Genomic DNA, 18,696 nt, shown 5'->3' on the forward strand with positions numbered 1-18,696 from the left:
TGAATCACACCCTCTCTTTTTTCACACAGCTTGTGATGGATGCTGCGATATCTTCCACATGTTTAATTTCATGAATAAGGCCCGCCTTAACGGCTGCTTTCGGCATCCCAAATACAACACAAGATTCTTCAGACTCTGCAATGGTTTTCACATTGCCGGACGCAAGCATGTCCTTAAGACCGGCAGTACCGTCACTGCCCATTCCGGTCATAATGACCGCTACTTTTTCATAGTCTGCAAGTTTGCCAACAGAACGGAACAAGTAGTCTGCTGATGGTTTATGACGGCTTGGCGTATCGTGATTATCAAGAACGATTTTAAGACCGCCGCTGTTTTTGATAACGGATATGTTTTTTCCCCCCGGAGCTATGTACACACAGCCGTTAAGAGCTGCTTCGCCATCTTTTGCTTCCTTTACATGAATGTCAGACAGATGGTTCAGCCGATCAGCCAGAGAAGCAGTAAAGCCTTCAGGCATGTGCTGTACAACGACTACAGGCGCGTTTAAATCCTTAGGAAGCTTTGGTACCACCTTTTGAAGCGCCCTTGGTCCGCCTGTTGACGTACCGATACAAACAATATGTCGGCCTGTTCCAGATTTTGACTGGCTCACTGCAGGCTTAGCGATGCGTTTAGGCTCAGGCCGAATGACCGCCGGAGCCGCAGCTTTTTGCTGGCCGGAAAGCCCAGCCGCGATGACCCGCTCAACTAATTGTTCTTTAATTTTGTATAAATCTAAAGATATAGAACCAGATGGCTTTGTGATAAAATCAAAGGCGCCTATCTCTAAACAGTTAATCGTACACTCTTTTCCTTGCTGGGTCTGGCTTGAAACCATAATGACCGGCAGCTGATAAAGCTCAATAATTTTCCGCAGTGTGTCTGTTCCATTCATCACCGGCATTTCGATATCAAGTGTGATAACATCCGGTTTCAGCAATTCTATCTTTTTAAGTGCCTCTTCTCCGTTTCTCGCAGTTCCGATTACTTCTATCTGCTTTTCCTCGGTTAGAAAATCACTTATCATTTTTCTCATAAAAGCCGAATCATCAACTACAAGCACACGAATCAAATTAAGCCCTCCTCATTAAAAAAGAAGATAATTTCTCAATAAATGTCTGTTTTTCTTCTTTGTGTCTAGTTTCTTCTCTTTCAAACAAGGCGTCCGCTAGGAGACGGACTGACCGGCTGGCTTTTGCCTGAGGACTTTTTAATAAAAAAGGAACCTGTTCGACAACTGCTTTGCTCACGATCCCGTCGTCAGGGACTGAACCGGCAAACTGAACCGCTTCGCCTAAAAACATGTGAATGGTCCGGGAAAGGCGGGTAAAAGCGTCAAGCCCTTCCTTTTGATCACGGCACCGATTGACAGCTACTTTCATAGAAAGCTGATTTCCTGTCAAAGCTAAATGTTTGACAGCGCTGTATGCATCCATAATGGCTGTAGGCTCTGGGGTTGTTATGATCAAAATGTCTTCTGCTGATAAAATAAAAGGCAGCTGGTCTTTTGATAAGCCCGCCCCCATGTCAAACAGTACATAATCGAACTGACTTAACGCATGAGAAAGCTCATTAGCAAAAAAGGTCCATTTTTTCTGGTCCAGCTGAAACATCATATCCAGCCCAGTTCCGCCAGATATATACCGAAGACCCTTTGGCCCAGTAGATATGGATTGCATAAAAGGCTTGCGCTCAGTTAGAACGTCAATAATAGTCGTGGAAGACGAGTTTCCCATTAATATATCAATGTTCCCCATTCCGATATCAAGATCAATAAGCAGTACCTTCTTGCCTTTATCCTGCAGCGCAAGAGCCATATTTAAAGTGATGTTGGATTTTCCGACACCGCCCTTGCCGCTGATGACTGCAAGTGTTTTAGCTTTCTGTGCAAAAACAATCGGCAGATCGCGCTCACGCTTCTTCATTTTCGCCCGTAAAGTTGCTGCTTGGTCAAATCTGTTCATCTGCACAGCATCCCTACAAACTCCCTCGGCGAGACTGTCTGTATATCCTCCGGCACATTCTGGCCGTTTGTGATAAATCCGGCGCCTATCTTTGATTCTGCCAGTATACTGAATACAGAGCCTAAGGAAGCAGTCTCATCTATTTTCGTAAAAATAAACTGATTGACAGGAACAGATGAAAAACGTCTGACAATTTGTTTCATATCTTCATATTTTGCAGTCGCTGACAAAACGAGAAATGACTGAATACTGCTTTCAAAAGGAATCGTCTCTTTCAGTTCATCGATATATTGCTGTTCTCTGAAGTTTCTTCCTGCTGTATCGATAAATACATGATCATATTCAGCAAATAACTCTTTCGCCCGCTGAAATTCCTCTTTTGTATAACAGACTTCCAGAGGAGCCTGCAGCAGCTCGGCATATGTTTTCAACTGTTCAACTGCTGCAATCCGGTAAGTATCTGTTGTAATAAAAGCAATTTTTTTCTGTTTTTCAAGCAGAGAAGACGCTGCTAGTTTTGCAAGCGTTGTTGTTTTACCCGCGCCCGTCGAACCAAACAGCACGATATACTTCGAACGAATGGGCTCCTGCCACTTGTCTGCTGGAGGTAGTGCCTCGCACAGTATATCCTGAAGTTTACCGGCCACGTTTTCTTCCGTCAGTCCGCCCGATTCAACAGAGAATCGCAGTATTTTTTTCATAGTACTGGTCTTAATTGATTCATTAACGCCGGTTACTCCCAAAAGCTGTTCAGCTTTTCTGAGCGGTTCAGGAAGTACGGATTGATATGCTGAAAAATCGCCTGGCTCAGATTGAGCCGGAATTTGAGAGATTATCCTCTCCTCTATTTTCGGACTGCTGACAGGAGGTTTTGACGTTTGTTTCGGCTCTGCTGCCTTTTCAGCTGTTTTTTTCTCAAGAAAATCTTGATCCAATACGGCAATCACTTCAACAGCCGGTTTTTTTAAAAGCCCGAACCATTTACGCTTATTGATTTTTTTGGAATTTAGTATAACCGCTTCATTGCCTAGTTCTTTTCTGATAAGCTGTGCCGCTTCTTGCATTGAAGCAGCAGTAAATTTTTTGATTTTCATTAAATATCCACCACTCCAATGCTTTGAACTTCGACATTAGCCTCAAGCTCGTTATAAGAAAGAACAGGAAGATCCGGAAAATATCGTTCCAGAAGCTGCTTCACATACATCCTTACAGGAGGCGAGCAAAGAAGAATCGCAGTCTCTTGCCGTATTGAGAGCTGTTCGGCTTCTTTTGCAACAGAACGCACAATGCTTTCCGACACATCTGGTTCAAGCGACAAATAGTTCCCATGTTCTGTTTGCTGTACGCCGTCAGCAATTGCCTTTTCTACACGGCCGGAACAAGTGATCACTTTTAACACTTCATTTTCTTTGGCAAACTGGGCAGTAATTTGCTTAGCAAGCGCCTGTCTTGTGTACTCTGTCAAAAGATCAGAGTCTGTTGTCAGTTTTCCGTAATCGGCGAGCGTTTCAAAAATGGTTACCAAATTGCGGATTGAAACTTTTTCTTTTAACAGTTTAGCCAGCACCTTCTGAATATCTCCGACAGATAATGGATTTGGCGTGACCTCTTCCACCAAGACCGGATACGTTTCTTTCAAATGATCAATAAGCTGTTTCGTCTCCTGTCTGCCGATTAATTCATGAGCATGCTGCTTAATTTTCTCTGTAATATGTGTTGAGACAACTGAAGCCGGATCTACAACTGTATAGCCCAGCATGTCAGCTTCATCCTTCACCGATTCGCCAATCCATTTGGCTGGAAGCCCAAACGACGGTTCCACTGTTTCGATCCCTTCAATCAGGTCGTCTTCAGGCGTAGGCGACATTGCTAGATAATGATCTAGTAATAGCTCGCCTTTTGCTACTTCATTTCCTTTAATTTTCAATCGGTATTCATTAGGCTGCAAAGCGATATTGTCTCTGATACGCACAACAGGAATGACAAGCCCAAGTTCCAGCGCCAGCTGACGGCGAATCATCACAATTCGGTCTAATAAATCCCCGCCCTGATTAGCATCCGCCAGCGGAATCAGACCATAGCCAAACTCGAATTCTATCGGATCTATATGCAGAAGCTGCACAACACTTTCGGGGCTTTTGAGCTCGTCAACTTCAGCCTCTTCCTCAAGAATCTCTTCCACTTCTTCTTTTTCCTTACCTGTTTTAGATAGCGTATAACCGCCAAAAGCAAGCAGCCCTGCAAGCGGCCCTGTTAGGAGAATACCAATTGGAGTAAACAAGCCAAGAAGCAAAATAGTTGCTGCTGTAACATATAAGAGCTTTGGATAAGCGAACAGCTGGCCTGTGATGTCATGACCTAAGTTTCCTTCGGAGGCTGCTCTTGTCACGACAATACCTGTAGCTGTAGAAATTAACAGCGCCGGAATTTGCGATACAATTCCATCTCCTACAGTCAGCATCGTAAAACGAGAGGCTGCCTCTTGTATCCCCATGCCTTGCTGCAGCATACCGATAATGATTCCGAAAATGATATTGATCATCACAATAATAATTCCGGCAATTGCATCACCTTTCACAAATTTGCTGGCACCGTCCATCGCACCGTAAAAGTCTGCTTCTCGAGCTACTTTTTCACGGCGGTGTTTTGCTTCTTGTTCGTTAATCATACCTGCGTTTAAATCAGCATCAATACTCATCTGCTTCCCTGGCATTGCATCAAGCGTAAATCTTGCCGCAACCTCGGAAACACGTTCCGCGCCCTTTGTGATGACGATAAACTGAATAATAATTAAGATAATAAATACAACAAGTCCGACTAAAACATTTCCGCCGACAACGAAGTTACCGAAGGTCTCAACAACCTTCCCTCCTTCACCGTGCGAAAGGATCGAACGCGTCGTTGACACATTCAAGCCCAGACGAAATAAGGTCAAAAGCAGCAACAGTGATGGAAAAATCGAAAACTGCAGCGGTTCTTGCATATTCATTGTGGTCAGAAGCACGATCAACGCAAGAGAAATATTAATAATGATCAAAATACTTAACAGCCATGGAGGAAATGGTATCACCAGCATTGCCACAATGAGGACAACACTTATTAAAACGGATAAATCTCTTGTTGACATGCTGTTTTTTCTCTCCTTTTGAATCGTAAAATTCAATTTACTTTTTGTTTCGTTTTAAATACGTAAGCCAGGATTTCTGCCAAGACTTTAAAAAACTCTTCCGGCACTGCCTGATCAATTTCAACCTGATCATATAACGCACGGGCAAGCGGTCTGTTTTCTACCATCATGACATCATGCTCTTTAGCAATCTTCCTTATTTTCAATGCAAGGTGGTCAACACCTTTTGCAACAATGTATGGTGCATCCATTTTTTCTTCGTCATATTTAAGTGCGATCGCATAGTGAGTCGGGTTTGTGATGATGACATCAGCTTTCGGCACTTCCTGCATCATCCGCCTCATCGCCATTTCCCGCTGTCGTTGCTTAATTTTAGACTTAATAATCGGATCTCCCTCAGATTTTTTGTACTCATCTTTTATATCCTGCTTTGACATTTTGATATTTTTCTCATAGTCAAATCTCTGATACAAATAATCGAGTCCGGCAAGAATCAACAAAGCCCCTGCTCCGCTCAGCCCCATCCACAGGGTGAGTTTTGAAACAAAGGAAAGTGCCTCTTCAGGTGTCAGAAGCGGGAGGCGGAGAATTTCTCCATAGTGCATCCAAAGCACAACAAACGCCGCAAACCCTACAACAGCAATTTTCAGAATCGATTTAAGCAGCTCTACAATCGCCCTCATGCTGTATATCCGTTTAAAGCCTTTTATCGGATCCAATTTTTCAAGCTTAGGCTGGATCACTTCCGCAGAAAATAAAAATCCCACCTGCATATAGTTGCTTACAACTCCTGCAACAAGGGCAACAAGCAGAATCGGAGCAAGTACGATGCCAGTATCCTTTAATAAGCTGATAAACAGGATGTGCACATTTGATTCTGAGAGCTTCATTGTGAGTGACTCCGTGTAAAATGTCTCTATAAATGACAGCAGCCTGTCTCTCATATACGGGCCGATCGCAATAAACGAAAGGAAGATGACTAATAACGAAACGGCAGTATTCACATCAGAGCTTTTTGCAACCTGCCCTTTTTTTCTAGTATCCTTCCGTTTTTTCGGAGTGGCTTTCTCTGTTTTTTCTCCCGCAAAAAATTGGAGGTCAATTCTGAGCTTCATTAAGAAACACCGACCAATGCTAAAAGATTCCGCATCGTTTCAATCGTTAAGCCGAAAACATTCCGAACAACGACGAAGATAACGGACATACACACGATGAGCATGATAAAACTGACAGCAATCTTTAAAGGCAGACCGACGACAAATACATTTAATTGCGGAACTGTCCGGGCCACGATGCCTAATGCAAGATCCACAAGAAACAAACTGGCCACAACCGGCGCCGACATTTGAAATGCAATAATAAACATTGCATTAAAGCTTTTGGCGATAAGATAAGCAAACTTTTCATCGCCAAAATTCGGAAATGCCTGGTCAACCGAAATATACTGAAAGCTGTAGTAAATACCGTCCAGCAGCAAATGATGCGCATTGACACTCAGCATAAACAAAAGAGCCATCGTATAGATAAACTGGCCGATCAATGGACTCTGTGCGCCCGTTTGCGGATCGATAACGTTCGCAATTGAAAAACCCATCTGAAAATCAATAAACGAACCGGCTATCTGAACAGCAGCAATCATCATATAAGCAATCAAACCAAGACACAGACCCACCAAAGCTTCTTTAAACGCCAGCAGCATATATTGCTCGTCAACCTCCAAAGACGGAGGTTTATCAATCGTGCTGAAGCAAATGACTGCAAGAAAAAAAGCAAATCCGATACGATGAACAGCCGGAACGTTTCTGTGGCCGTATAGCGGAACCGTTACAAAAAAAGCAGAGATTCTAATAAAAACCAATAAAAAAGCAGGAAATAAATCAATAATCGAATTCATCACTGTATTACCCTGCAAAACGATTTAAATTAGAAAACAGCTCTGTTGTGAACGAAAGGATGGTCGACAGCATCCATGGCCCGAAAAAAATCAGTGCCAAGAGGACTGCCACGATTTTGGGAATAAACGCCAAAGTCTGTTCCTGGATTTGAGTTGTCGCCTGAAAGATGCTGACGATTAATCCGACCAATAAGGCGATCGCAAGCAGAGGCGCGCTGATCATCAGCGTTACATATACGGCTTTTTCCGCCATAGAAATTACAAATTCTGAATTCACGTTTAGCACCTACCCTAAAAGCTCTGAAGCAAAGATTTCACAATTAAATACCAGCCGTCTACTAAAACAAAAAGTAAAATTTTAAAGGGCAGAGAAATCATAACTGGAGGGAGCATCATCATCCCCATTGACATCAGAACGCTCGCCACTACCATATCAATAATTAAAAAGGGGATAAAAATCATAAAGCCTATTTGAAACGCTGTTTTGAGCTCCGAAATGGCAAAAGCGGGAACCATCGTTGTAAGAGGAATATCTTTTAATGATTCGGGTTTATCCATTTTCGCGTAATTCATAAACAGTGCCAAATCCTTCTGCCTTGTGTGCTTACTCATAAATTCTTTAATCGGTTCCTCAGCTTTTGTATACGCTTCGTCCAAACTGATTTTATTGTCCATCAATGGTGTCAGCGCTTCTTTATTAATCTCTGAAAAAGTAGGAGCCATAATAAAAAATGTTAAAAATAGCGCAAGGCCGATAAGGACCTGGTTGGGCGGCATTGATTGCGTCGCCAGTGAAGTTCTGACAAACGACAGAACGATGACGATGCGGGTAAAACAAGTCATAAGAATCAATATTCCAGGCGCCACTGAAAATACAGTTAACAATAATAGTAATTTAACAGTTGAACTGACGTTACCCGGATCGCTAGAACTGAAAATATTTATAAACTCATTCATGATGACGTGGGCCTTTCTTTTTTCCTTCTGAATGGTTTTGTTTTAGCTCTTCAAGCTGCTCTTTTAATGCTTTAGAAAATGAAGGCAGCTTTTGCTGCGGCTGATTCTCAGAACCCTTTAGGGGTTTGACAAGCTTTTGCCACTCTATTTTGCTTGACATCGCCTCTTCATGCTGGCTGAGTATGACTTCGATTTCCTTTTCATCCTCAATTTCTTTAAGGAGCTGGATCGTCTCTCCTACCCCAACGACGAGAACACTGTTGCCGACTTTAATCAATTGGATAGATCGGTTTTGGCCAACCGATGTTCCGCCGATATTTTCAACATATTGAAAAGGCTTTAGCAGCCGGTTTCTTTTGTTCATAAGCTTAACAAGCCCGTAAATCAGCGCGATGACAAACAATAAAGCGAAAATCATCTTCACAAAATCAAAAGCTGAAACAGAAGGAGCAGCAGCTCCCTCCGTCTCATCAGCAGTTTGTGTCGTTTTTTCTTTCTTTTGCTCTGGCTTATCTGCGGTCTTTTCCTCTTTCTTTTGAAACCATTCGTTTACAGTTGAATCATCAGATGCCGCCGCATCAGCAGCAAGCGGATGCACACTGAATAAAATGAAAAAACATATAAAAGCAATAAAACATTGACTCTTTTTCAACAGTCGTACACCCTTTAGCTTAATGTTTTGTTGATTGCTTCAAGCACACGGTCCGCCTGGAAAGGTTTTACGATAAAATCCTTAGCACCGGCTTGAATAGCATCGATAACCATTGATTGCTGTCCCATGGCAGAACACATAATGATTTTAGCTTGAGCATCAATTTGTTTAATTTCTTTTAGTGCAGTAATACCGTCCATTTCTGGCATTGTGATATCCATTGTAACTAAGTCAGGAGAATGCTCTTTAAATTTTTCTACAGCCTGAGCGCCATTTTCGGCTTCTGCCACTACGTCAAAACCGTTTTTTACCAAAATATCTTTGATCATCATTCTCATAAATGCTGCGTCATCTACAATTAAAATTCTATGTGCCATAATTTTTTCTCTCTCCTCGTGTTTCTTTATTTTAAATTATTAATGCGTTCTGCCTGGCTTAATATGTCAGTGACCCTTACTCCGAAGTTTTCCTCAATGACCACGACTTCGCCTTTGGCGACGATACGCTGATTCACTAAAATATCTACCGGCTCACCGGCTAATTTATCAAGCTCAATAATACTTCCGGCTGAAAGTTCTAAAATTTCTTTTACGCTTCTTTTCGTTCTGCCGAGTTCAACAGTGATCGAAAGCGGGATATCCAAAAGCATATCCAGATTGTTTATAGGAGCTTGTGTGCTCTCATTTGGATCAAATGATGAAAATTCCACTGGTGAAACTTGAACAGGCGCGGCTTTTTTCGGTTTCCCCTGCCTTTTAGCCGGCGCTTGCTGCTGCGGTTCGTTCCGCGGCTCGGGCATCACAGGCTCTTTCGGCTGTTCATATGTAACCTCAGGCTCCGGCGTTGTTTCTTCAGCTGGACTTTCCTCCGTGTTCATAAGGCTCGAGATCAAATCTTTAGCAAATGTCAGCGGATATAGCTGCATGATGTTAGAGTCTATTAACTCGCCCACCTTCAAGCGGAAAGAAACTTTAACCAGCATTTCATCAGCAGGAATACGGTCTGTTCCTTTTTCTTCATTTACATCAAGCAGTTCTACACGTGGGGGTGAAATATCAATTTTTTTACTGAATACAGTAGACATTGACGTTGCTGCCGACCCCATCATTTGGTTCATCGCTTCTTGAACCGCGCTCAAATGGATCTCTCCAAGTGAAGGATCTGCACCTTTCCCGTCTCCCCCGATCATTAGGTCCGCAATAATCGCCGCGTCACTTTGTTCGACGACTAGCAGGTTGCTGCCGCTGAAACCTTCCGTATAATTCACTTCAATTGCAACATACGGTTCAGGAAACGCATCACTGATTTTGCTTCTTGGGATGACAGTTACGTTTGGAGTCGTAATATCAACTTTTTGATTTAAAAGCGTGGATAAAGCTGTCGCTGAACTGCCGAATGAAATATTTCCGATTTCACCGATCGCATCACGCTCCATGTCCGATAAGTCATGCACTTCCGTAGCCTCAGGCTCGTCAGGTGTGCTGCTCGTGCCGTTAAGAAGCGCGTCAATCTCATCTTGAGATAATCTGTTATTCTCCATCTTGTTCACCTCTTATGTCGTGGTCTAAAATTTGCACTGCCTGTTTTCGATTCACCCGGCCGGCTTGTCCTAAAAATTTCGGCTTATCTCCGACCAATACAGTAAGAGGATCTGTTACTGATTTGTCCAAAGTTATGCAGTCTCCGACTTCTAAACTTAAAAACTCTTCTATTGTCAGTTCAGATGTGCCGAGTTCGGCCACGACAGGTATTTGTGCTGTCATGATACGTTTTTCAAGCGACTTTGTTTCCTCAGGTTTCGGTTCATTTCTTTCTGATTGCATCCAATAATGGACCGAAAGCTTTGGTATGAGCGGCTCGAGGACGATATGCGGGATACAAAGATTAATGACACCGCTGATTTCGCCGATTTGGGTGTTGAGTGAAATAACAACAACCGTTTCATTAGGAGATACCATCTGAACAAATTGCGGATTCACTTCAAACTCAGTCATTTCGGGTTCAATATCAGCAATAGACTGCCAAGCTTCTTTATAATTTCCCAGTGCATTTTCAAATAAATTAGAAATAATTTTTGTTTCAATTTCTGTTAAACTATCAACCTTATTATGACTGATCCCGATGCCCCCCATCACACGATCCATCATCGTATAGGCAATTGTCGGATTAACCTCCATCATAATTCTGCCTTCCATCGGATGGACATCGAATAAATTCAGGATCGTCATATTCGGTATGGATCGGATAAATTCCTCGTATGGAACCTGATCAACAGAGCTGACCGATATATGGATATACGTTCTAAGCTGAGCAGAAAAGTGAGTTGTAAGCAGTCTTGCAAAATTGTCATGAATTCTTGTTAAACTGCGGATTTGGTCTTTAGAAAACCGCAGCGCGCGTTTGAAATCATAAACCTTTACTTTTTTCTCTTTTTCTTCTTTTTTCAGCTCTTCAGCATCCATTTCACCCGTTGATATTGCAGAAAGCAGTGCATCTATTTCATTTTGGGAGAGAACTTCTCCTGACATTTTCCTCACCTCCGTATTCTGTCAAATTATGCTTTATTGCAGATTAAAAGAGGTAATATACACTTTTTCTACTTTTCCTTCTTGGAGGTAGCTATTCACTTTATCTTTTAGTTCCTTCTTAAAGGTTTCTTTTCCCTTGTCTCCCTCAATCTCATCAGCATTCGTATCAGCCAGCAGTGATATAACAGCATCTTTCACTTGAAAATCACGTTTTTCAAGCTCTTCTTTTGATTTATCAGAGTCAGTTTCAAGTTTAATCGCTAAGCGAATAATGTTATCGGACTTTAAATTCGTTGTGATTTCTGCGACATCAACAGAAGATGCAACGATTTCATCAATACTTCGTTTTGCCTCATTTTTTTCGGACTTTCCGCCTAATACAAAATAAGCCGCCGCCCCGAGAGCACCAATTACGATAAGAATAATTAGTAAAATGATCAATAATTTTTTCTTCATTCCGGTTCCTCTATTCCATGGTCCATTGAAAATATTTGTATTTTTTGATAGAAAGACACGATCTTCTCCAGAACAGCTTCTTCATCTTCTTTTACTACAAACTTCTTACCGTTCGACAGTGTGATTGTAGTATCCGGAAAGCATTCAATCTGTTCAATAAATAACGCATTCAGCGTAAAGGGCTGCCCATTTAAACGGGTTACTTTAATCATAAAACAGCGGAGAAGCGATTACTCGCCTCCCCTCCCTCCTTAACGTTTAAGGTTAACCAGCTCTTGAAGGATTTCATCCGATGTTGTAATAATCTTGGAGTTTGATTGGAATCCGCGCTGAGCAACAATCATTTCAGTAAACTCGTCAGTTAAATCAACGTTAGACATTTCTATAAATCCTGACTTCAAGGCACCTGTACCGCCATCACCAGGCTGATTAGCTGCACTAGCAGTTCCAGAGTTCAAAGATTCACGATACAAGTTGCTTCCGATTTTATCTAAACCGTCACTGTTTGCAAAAGTAACAATCCCGATCTGACCGCCATCTTGTGGTTTACCGCCAGCATCAACAATTGACACTTTTCCATCGGATCCGATACTAAAACTTTGAGCATCAAGAGGAATTTTTATTGTTCCTCCCGTCATATTTAACACATGGTAGCCGTCACCAGTCACCAATGTTCCGGTATTATCTAAATAGAAGTTTCCGGCTCTTGTGTAAGCCGTTCCATCACCTGTATCGATTTGAAAATAACCGTCGCCGTCAATCGCTAAATCAAGCGTTCTTCCTGTGCTTTGTGTTGCGCTTGTTGAATGGATGGTATCAATTGTGCCAGATGATGAACCTAAACCGATCTGCTTAGAGTTTGTTCCGCCGATTGTTGCACCAGCAGCAGAACCGCCGGCAATCGTTTGACTTACCATATCTTTAAAGGTAACCCGGCTCTTTTTGAATCCCACTGTATTTACGTTGGCAATGTTATTGCCGATAACATCAAGTTTTGTTTGAAAGTTTTTCATACCGCTGATTCCAGAATAAAGTGAACGTAACATAATATATTCCCCCAGATGTTTTTATTTAGAAGATTGTCCCACAGACATGACATTCGCCGGACTGATCTCAGTCCCATCATCAAGAACGAGATAATAATTTCCTTTAGAATGTTTAACAGAGCTTACTGTGCCTGTTTTATCTGTTGCACTTTTACCATCAGTCCAAGATACTTCTTTTCCCATCCAATCAACATACGTTGTAAACGGATCTTGGTTTTCAACAAATTTAGTCATCGTCGTATTCAGATTCATCATCTGTTCCAGGCTTGAAAAAGTCGCCATCTGGCTGATAAATTCTTTGTCATCAACCGGATTAAGCGGATCTTGGTTTTGGACTTGAGTCATTAATATTTTTAAAAACTCGTCTTTTCCCAGGCTGCTGTTGCTTGCAGCGGCAGTGCTGCTTGTTTTTTCAGGCAATTTATATTCTGAGCTTATTGATGTCATTCTTCTTCCTCCAATTCAACCATTGACACTTCATCAAGCAAGTCGCCAAACTCGTTTGATTGTTTTTTCTGTCTTTGCTGCTTCTGTCCCTCTTGCTGCTGTTTCTGTTCATCAGCAAGCTGGCCATATATCGGCTGGTCTCCGCTTTGAATCGGCAATGTAAAACGGTCAACTTGGACAGCCATATTCGGCAGTGATTGCTTCAGCTGAGGCAGATGTTGTTCGAGCAGCTCTTTTGCAGATTGGCTGGATGCAATGATTTTACTCTGGAACATTCCATTTTCATTTGTCAGCTTAATTGTGACAAATCCTAAATGTTCAGGGTTCAGCCGAATTGTAAAACTGCCGGTTGACCTCCCAAAGGGTGTATATTTCATCTGCTTCCATGCACTGATCACTTGATCAGCAACCGTTTTCGTTTCGGCTGCATGCAAATCAGATGAAAGCTGCAAATCCAGTGCCTGAACTCCTCCGGTGCTCCGGTAGCCTGAAAACATCATTTGAATTCCTGACTTACTATCTATGGGCTGAATACTTACAGAGAAATCTGCCGTACTTTTATTACCTGACGTCAGAGTGTCCGGCGAAAGGGCACGTTTTCCGACCTCTAGTGACGATTCGGATGATTTCGATAACAAGAAAGCTTTCAGCTGACTTTCAGCTATATTCCATTCCTTCGTCCCTTTTTGAGGAAGCACTGACATCTGTTCCATTAAGCTTTGAAAACTTTTCAGCTCTGACTTTGACATCGTATAAAGCTTTGAACTTGACTCGTCTTTTGTAAATATCTGCTGTCTAAGATCCTGAATAAGCTGTTCCGATATGCCCTTTTTATCTAATGCCGAAAGAAATTCATCTCCATTTTTGTAGACAATATGAGCTTGATGATCACGGTCAGTCATTTTATTTCCTTCTAAAAGCTGACTGATAAGCATTTGGATATGAATAAGCGTTTTAACATCTTCTGCTGATGCATCATTTTCCTGAACTTCTTGCTCGCTATCAGACTTGAGTTCATCAGTAGCGGCATCACCAGCTGAATTCTTTGCAGTCAGAGCAGTTTTCTCTTCAGAAATGGTTTTGTCTGCAAGTATTTGCCCCATGTGCAGTTGATCAGTTCCGTCAGCCAATTTTAATTCAACTTCTTGCAGCAGATTCTGTAACATTTGCTGAGCGGATTCATCCAGCTGCTTTCCTGTTAGTTTACTTAACGTTTGCAGAAGATCGGCTTTTTGCTTGTCTTGGTTTTCAGGAGTTGCTTTTAGCCAATCACTGATCTTTTTACATGCATCTTTTAAAAGCTGATCGTCAGTCAGAGTCCCATTTCCTTGTGATGAAGGTTCTTTCGAGCCGGCTTCAGACATAAGCCAATTTTGAAAAACTCCCTGGCTATTTTTGATTGTTTTAGCAGCTGTTCCTGCTGTAGTTTGCAGCCGAGGTCCGGCTAATTCAAGCAGCTTCACCTTTATTCCCCCTATTCTTGGCTGGCAGCAATTTTTTCTGTATATGTTGCCGCTTGCTCAGGAGTCATTTTTGCCAAAATTTCAGCAAGCTGCTTTTTGCTCAGTCCATTCAATATTTTCAGCGCTTCTTTTTCCTTTAATTGGGCAATGATTTTAGCAGCCTTTCCGCTGTCCATGCTTTTATAAACACTGATGACTTTATCATCAGAAGCTTTATCAGAACTTGATGAACCTTCTGTGTGATCCTTCGATGTCTTTTTTTGGTCTTCCGCTGTTTTTTCAAGAGAACGAATTTTTTGATTCAGCCTGTCTATTTCAGATTTGCTTGTATCCAAATCTTTATTCAATATACTGATCTCACTTTTTTGATCCTTAATGGTTTTTTCCAAGGCCGCCGTATTACTGTTATTCTTAGCTGCTGATGATGTATCTTTTTTATCTTCGGTCTCAGGAACCAATTCTTTAAGAACTGGCGTTTTGGCTGCAGCTTCCTGTATCGGCTTTAAGACATTGACACCAGCCGCCCAGAGAACAATCCCCCCTGCTATAAGCAGAAATATCAGCGGAAGGATAATGATCAGCAAAACCGATCGGAACTTACCTGATTCTTTCTTTTTGCCGGACATTACATTCGCTCCTAATGGCCCTGAATCATAAACTGCTTGATCGAAATATCGTCCATTTCTTTCATCTCTGCAGCTTTGTCTTCAAGAGCAAACATTTTAAACTGTTTTTCACGCATCTTTTCAAACTTCTTCACTTCAATATTTTTTTCTGTTAACACTTCTTGCTTTTGGTTCATTTGATTCCTTTTCATAATGACGAGCTTTTGGTAGTGATAAATTGTGTTTTCAAGATTTGAGACAAATTGCTGATAATGCCTCATCTCTTGAACGCTCATCCCGCTTTTCAGTTTGTTTTCTTTATTGTGCTCAAGCAATTCCTTTTTGCTCATATTCTCATATAGTTTCTCCGCTACAGTTTCAAATTCAGAAACTGATTGCTGATACTCAGACAAAGACTGGTCTTTTTCGTTCTCTTTTAGTTCCAGCAGCTTTTGGAATCTAAATTGATAGGCCACGTTCTATTCCTCATTTCCTGTCAAACTAGTTAATGCAGCAATGCTTTCTTCCAATGATGCTGATTCTTCTGTTCCCTGCTTCAGAAATTGAATAAGCTGCGGATAAAATTGTATCGCCTCATCAATTTCTCTTGAGGACCCTCTTTTGTAAGCTCCTATATTAATGAGATCTTCAGAATTTTGATACGTTGATAAAAGTTCACGGAATTTATTCGCTGCGTCTAAGTGCTGTTTTGTCGAGATGTTCGACATCACCCTGCTGATGCTTTTTAACACATTGACGGCAGGAAACTGGCCTTTATTAGCAAGAGCCCTGTCTAACACAATGTGTCCGTCTAAGATTCCGCGAACAGTATCAGCAATAGGCTCATTCATGTCATCCCCGTCGACTAACACTGTATAAAACGCTGTGATTGTTCCGTGTTCATTTGCACCTGTTCTCTCTAGTAAACGAGGTAAAATAGCGAACACAGAGGGTGTATATCCTTTTGTCGTCGGGGGCTCTCCAGCGGCAAGTCCGATCTCCCTCTGAGCCATCGCCACCCTTGTGACAGAATCCATCATAAACATGACATTTTGCCCTTTATCACGAAAGTACTCAGCAATGGCTGTCGCCGTATATGCGGCTTTCAACCTCGTTAATGCAGGCTGGTCTGAGGTAGCAACAACTACAATTGACCGCTTCAGACCCTCTGCTCCCAAGTCTTTTTCAATAAACTCCCGAACCTCTCGACCGCGTTCTCCGACGAGTGCAATTACGTTCAAATCAGCTTCAGTCTGTTTAGCGATCATTCCCATTAATGTGCTTTTCCCGACGCCGCTTCCTGCGAAAATACCAATCCGCTGGCCTTTTCCGACAGTCAGCAGACTGTCAATAGACCTGACGCCAACGCCCATTTTTTTCCTGATAGGCGGGCGTTTCATCGGGTTAGGAGGTGATTGCTCCGTCGATACAGGCGAAAGTCCTTTCGGCAAAAGTTTTCCGTCGAGCGGTTCGCCAAACGCATCAATGACTTGTCCGATCAGACCGGCTCCTACCTTTACACGAAGAGATTCACCGGTGGCTTCAACAATGCTCCCGGGGGCAATGCTTGCAGCCTCTAAATAGGGCATTAACAAAATATTTTCTTCCTGAAAGCCAACAACTTCAGCTTTGATGACTTTACCTGATTGACCTTTTGTATAAATCAGGCACAGGTCGCCTATTGAGCTTGCCGGCCCCTTTGATTCGATCATCAAGCCGATCACCCGTTTTACTTTTCCATAACGCTTATACGAGTCTGTCATTTCTATGCAATCTATCAGACTCTGTGTCTTCATTGATCCGCACCTGCTTCCAGTGCTGAAAGGAGCTTATGCTTCAGTTGCACCAGCTGGGTATCAATGCTTGCATCCACTCTTCCAAAAGGAGTTTCTATATAACATGATCCTTTTTCAGCTTTTTCGTCTGCGTATAAACCTAGCCGGCATTCTTTGTAAAGAAGCTGCTGGATTTCGTCTTTATGCTGAAAAACTGTTTCATAGTAATAAGGGTCCACATATATTGATATATCGTCATATTCCTTTACTTCGTTTACCACCTGTTTCACAAGCAGGATAAAGGCCTCTTTATCATCAGATTTTTGCTGCCATACTTTTTTAGCTAACGCAACGGCAAGCTCAACAATTTCTCCGGAGGCATCTTCAAGCTTATCCTCTACAGCTTTTCTGGACATCTCTGTTATGCTGTTTGCCTGATTGATCAGCTCAGCATACTGTTGTAAGGCTTCAGCTCTCCCTAATGTCACACCTTGTTCGAAACCTTCTGTTTTCGCTTCTTCAATAAGCTGCTGTTTTTCAGCCGCCCAATCATTTTTTTCCTGCTCAATTTGACGGCGGATGTCTTCCATCTGGCTGTTCGCTTGCTCGGAAATCCGATCAGCTTCTTCTTTGATCCGGGCCATTAACGCTTCCGGATTTTCTTCAGTCTGTAAAAGATGTGAATGATCGATCCGAACCTCTTGTAAAGAAAGCTTTCTTCTTTCCTGCTGTGGGGAAAAAGATGATTCTTGTTTAATGATATTAGACAATAATATCGTCTCCTCCGCCTCTTGCTATAACAATTTCACCGGCTTCTTCAAGCTTTCTGACGATGCTTACAATTCTTGATTGAGCCTCTTCTACATCCTTCAAACGTACAGGGCCCATAAATTCCATTTCTTCTTTGAATGTTTCAACCATACGCTGTGACATATTGTTGAATACAATTTCTTTGACTTCCTCGCTTGCCACCTTTAATGAAAGGAGCAGATCGTCGTTTTCAACATCGCGTATAACCCGTTGAATTGCTCGGTTATCAAGGGTAACAATATCCTCAAAGACAAACATCCGCTTCTTGATTTCTTCAGCAAGATCAGGATCCTGAATTTCCAAGGAATCCAATATCGTCTTTTCTGTTCCTCTGTCTACACCGTTTAACACTTCAACAACAGCTTCGATTCCGCCGGTTTGCGTATAATCCTGAGTAAATGCGGAGGATAATTTCTGTTCCAGAATCCGTTCTACTTCATTAATAATTTCAGGTGACGTTCTGTCCATTACCGCAATCCTTCTTGCGACTTCTGCCTGTACCTCAGGATTCAGCTCGGATAAAATTTGTCCGGCCTGCACAGGGTCAAGGTAAGACAAGATTAAAGCCATCGTTTGCGGATGCTCTTGTTGGATGAAATTTAAAATTTGTTCAGGCTCTGCTTTTCTGGCAAAGTCAAATGGTTTAACTTGCAGAGAAGAAGTCAGCCTGTTTAGTATGTTTTCAGCCTTATCTTCTCCCAGCGCCTTCTCAAGAACTTGTCTGGCATAGCTTAAACCGCCCTGAGAAATATAATCTTGCGCAATCGCTATATTATGAAATTCCTCTATAATTTCATCCTTTTTTTGATGATCGACACTTCTAACTCCTGATATTTCAAGGGTAAGCCTTTCAATTTCTTCATCGGTTAAATGCTTATATACAGAAGCTGACACATCTAAACCTAAGGAAATCATGAGAATGGCTGCTTTTTGTTTTCCTGTAAGCTTGTCTTGATCACGTCTAGCCATTTC

The 18,696-nt window shown here is 42.0% G+C and carries 22 protein-coding genes; all 22 read right to left on the reverse strand.

Translation table 11 applies throughout. The features are described from left to right. Nucleotides 1-4: 4 nt before the first annotated feature. From cheB to fliG, 22 genes are read right to left on the reverse strand one after another with little or no spacing between them, the layout of a single operon-like run. Nucleotides 5-1,072, reverse strand: a complete 1,068-nt coding sequence (gene cheB, locus LNN34_RS07290) for a protein-glutamate O-methylesterase CheB (protein WP_229043044.1) — start codon at nucleotides 1,070-1,072, stop codon at nucleotides 5-7. Nucleotide 1,073: 1 nt separating this feature from the next. Continuing rightward, nucleotides 1,074-1,970, reverse strand: a complete 897-nt coding sequence (locus LNN34_RS07295; RefSeq protein WP_229043045.1) for a MinD/ParA family protein — start codon at nucleotides 1,968-1,970, stop codon at nucleotides 1,074-1,076. Continuing rightward, nucleotides 1,961-3,058: a flagellar biosynthesis protein FlhF gene (gene flhF / locus LNN34_RS07300; RefSeq protein WP_059292778.1), complete on the reverse strand. Its 1,098-nt coding sequence runs from the start codon at nucleotides 3,056-3,058 to the stop codon at nucleotides 1,961-1,963. The genes LNN34_RS07295 and flhF overlap by 10 nt, the downstream gene beginning before the upstream one ends. Continuing rightward, on the reverse strand, nucleotides 3,058-5,091 hold the full coding sequence (gene flhA / locus LNN34_RS07305) for a flagellar biosynthesis protein FlhA (protein ID WP_044155881.1): 2,034 nt from the start codon (nucleotides 5,089-5,091) through the stop codon (nucleotides 3,058-3,060). The genes flhF and flhA overlap by 1 nt, the downstream gene beginning before the upstream one ends. Before the next feature lie 32 nt (nucleotides 5,092-5,123). Continuing rightward, the gene (flhB, locus tag LNN34_RS07310) at nucleotides 5,124-6,206 is read right to left on the reverse strand and encodes a flagellar biosynthesis protein FlhB (RefSeq protein WP_059292779.1); all 1,083 of its coding nucleotides are present in this window, start codon (nucleotides 6,204-6,206) and stop codon (nucleotides 5,124-5,126) included. Then, nucleotides 6,206-6,985, reverse strand: a complete 780-nt coding sequence (fliR, locus tag LNN34_RS07315) for a flagellar biosynthetic protein FliR (protein WP_024121407.1) — start codon at nucleotides 6,983-6,985, stop codon at nucleotides 6,206-6,208. The genes flhB and fliR overlap by 1 nt, the downstream gene beginning before the upstream one ends. Nucleotides 6,986-6,992: 7 nt before the next feature. Then, on the reverse strand, nucleotides 6,993-7,262 hold the full coding sequence (gene fliQ / locus LNN34_RS07320; protein WP_010334259.1) for a flagellar biosynthesis protein FliQ: 270 nt from the start codon (nucleotides 7,260-7,262) through the stop codon (nucleotides 6,993-6,995). A gap of 14 nt (nucleotides 7,263-7,276) precedes the next feature. Continuing rightward, the gene (fliP, locus tag LNN34_RS07325) at nucleotides 7,277-7,942 is read right to left on the reverse strand and encodes a flagellar type III secretion system pore protein FliP (RefSeq protein ID WP_024121406.1); all 666 of its coding nucleotides are present in this window, start codon (nucleotides 7,940-7,942) and stop codon (nucleotides 7,277-7,279) included. Next, a complete protein-coding gene (gene fliZ / locus LNN34_RS07330) occupies nucleotides 7,935-8,594 on the reverse strand; it encodes a flagella biosynthesis regulatory protein FliZ (RefSeq protein ID WP_229043046.1) in 660 nt (219 codons plus the stop codon). Before fliZ ends, fliP begins: the two co-directional genes overlap by 8 nt. Nucleotides 8,595-8,608: 14 nt before the next feature. Next, the gene (cheY, locus tag LNN34_RS07335) at nucleotides 8,609-8,971 is read right to left on the reverse strand and encodes a chemotaxis protein CheY (protein ID WP_010334256.1); all 363 of its coding nucleotides are present in this window, start codon (nucleotides 8,969-8,971) and stop codon (nucleotides 8,609-8,611) included. A gap of 26 nt (nucleotides 8,972-8,997) precedes the next feature. Beyond that, nucleotides 8,998-10,134: a flagellar motor switch phosphatase FliY gene (fliY, locus tag LNN34_RS07340; RefSeq protein WP_044155886.1), complete on the reverse strand. Its 1,137-nt coding sequence runs from the start codon at nucleotides 10,132-10,134 to the stop codon at nucleotides 8,998-9,000. After that, a complete protein-coding gene (gene fliM / locus LNN34_RS07345) occupies nucleotides 10,124-11,122 on the reverse strand; it encodes a flagellar motor switch protein FliM (RefSeq protein WP_010334255.1) in 999 nt (332 codons plus the stop codon). The genes fliY and fliM overlap by 11 nt, the downstream gene beginning before the upstream one ends. A 33-nt stretch (nucleotides 11,123-11,155) precedes the next feature. Beyond that, complete coding sequence (gene fliL, locus LNN34_RS07350) at nucleotides 11,156-11,578, reverse strand: flagellar basal body-associated protein FliL (RefSeq protein ID WP_044155887.1); 423 nt, start codon at nucleotides 11,576-11,578, stop codon at nucleotides 11,156-11,158. Further along, entirely contained in the window at nucleotides 11,575-11,790 is a 216-nt protein-coding gene (locus LNN34_RS07355) for a flagellar FlbD family protein (protein WP_010334253.1), read from the reverse strand. The genes fliL and LNN34_RS07355 overlap by 4 nt, the downstream gene beginning before the upstream one ends. Nucleotides 11,791-11,829: 39 nt before the next feature. Beyond that, entirely contained in the window at nucleotides 11,830-12,624 is a 795-nt protein-coding gene (flgG, locus tag LNN34_RS07360) for a flagellar basal body rod protein FlgG (protein ID WP_024121402.1), read from the reverse strand. 21 nt (nucleotides 12,625-12,645) lie between these two features. Continuing rightward, a complete protein-coding gene (gene flgD / locus LNN34_RS07365) occupies nucleotides 12,646-13,071 on the reverse strand; it encodes a flagellar hook assembly protein FlgD (protein ID WP_024121401.1) in 426 nt (141 codons plus the stop codon). Then, nucleotides 13,068-14,534: a flagellar hook-length control protein FliK gene (locus LNN34_RS07370; protein ID WP_229043047.1), complete on the reverse strand. Its 1,467-nt coding sequence runs from the start codon at nucleotides 14,532-14,534 to the stop codon at nucleotides 13,068-13,070. Before LNN34_RS07370 ends, flgD begins: the two co-directional genes overlap by 4 nt. An 11-nt stretch (nucleotides 14,535-14,545) precedes the next feature. Beyond that, on the reverse strand, nucleotides 14,546-15,160 hold the full coding sequence (locus LNN34_RS07375; RefSeq protein WP_106294753.1) for a MotE family protein: 615 nt from the start codon (nucleotides 15,158-15,160) through the stop codon (nucleotides 14,546-14,548). An 11-nt stretch (nucleotides 15,161-15,171) separates the two neighbouring features. After that, nucleotides 15,172-15,615, reverse strand: a complete 444-nt coding sequence (gene fliJ, locus LNN34_RS07380) for a flagellar export protein FliJ (protein WP_229043048.1) — start codon at nucleotides 15,613-15,615, stop codon at nucleotides 15,172-15,174. Between the two features lie 3 nt (nucleotides 15,616-15,618). After that, nucleotides 15,619-16,935, reverse strand: a complete 1,317-nt coding sequence (fliI, locus tag LNN34_RS07385) for a flagellar protein export ATPase FliI (protein ID WP_229043049.1) — start codon at nucleotides 16,933-16,935, stop codon at nucleotides 15,619-15,621. After that, the gene (gene fliH / locus LNN34_RS07390) at nucleotides 16,932-17,684 is read right to left on the reverse strand and encodes a flagellar assembly protein FliH (RefSeq protein WP_229043050.1); all 753 of its coding nucleotides are present in this window, start codon (nucleotides 17,682-17,684) and stop codon (nucleotides 16,932-16,934) included. The genes fliI and fliH overlap by 4 nt, the downstream gene beginning before the upstream one ends. Then, on the reverse strand, nucleotides 17,677-18,693 hold the full coding sequence (gene fliG, locus LNN34_RS07395; protein ID WP_003231981.1) for a flagellar motor switch protein FliG: 1,017 nt from the start codon (nucleotides 18,691-18,693) through the stop codon (nucleotides 17,677-17,679). Before fliG ends, fliH begins: the two co-directional genes overlap by 8 nt. Between the last annotated feature and the right edge of the window lie 3 nt (nucleotides 18,694-18,696).

This window comes from Bacillus sp. AF23, from assembly GCF_020861455.1.
In the GTDB taxonomy this organism is placed as follows: Bacteria; Bacillota; Bacilli; order Bacillales; family Bacillaceae; genus Bacillus; species Bacillus halotolerans.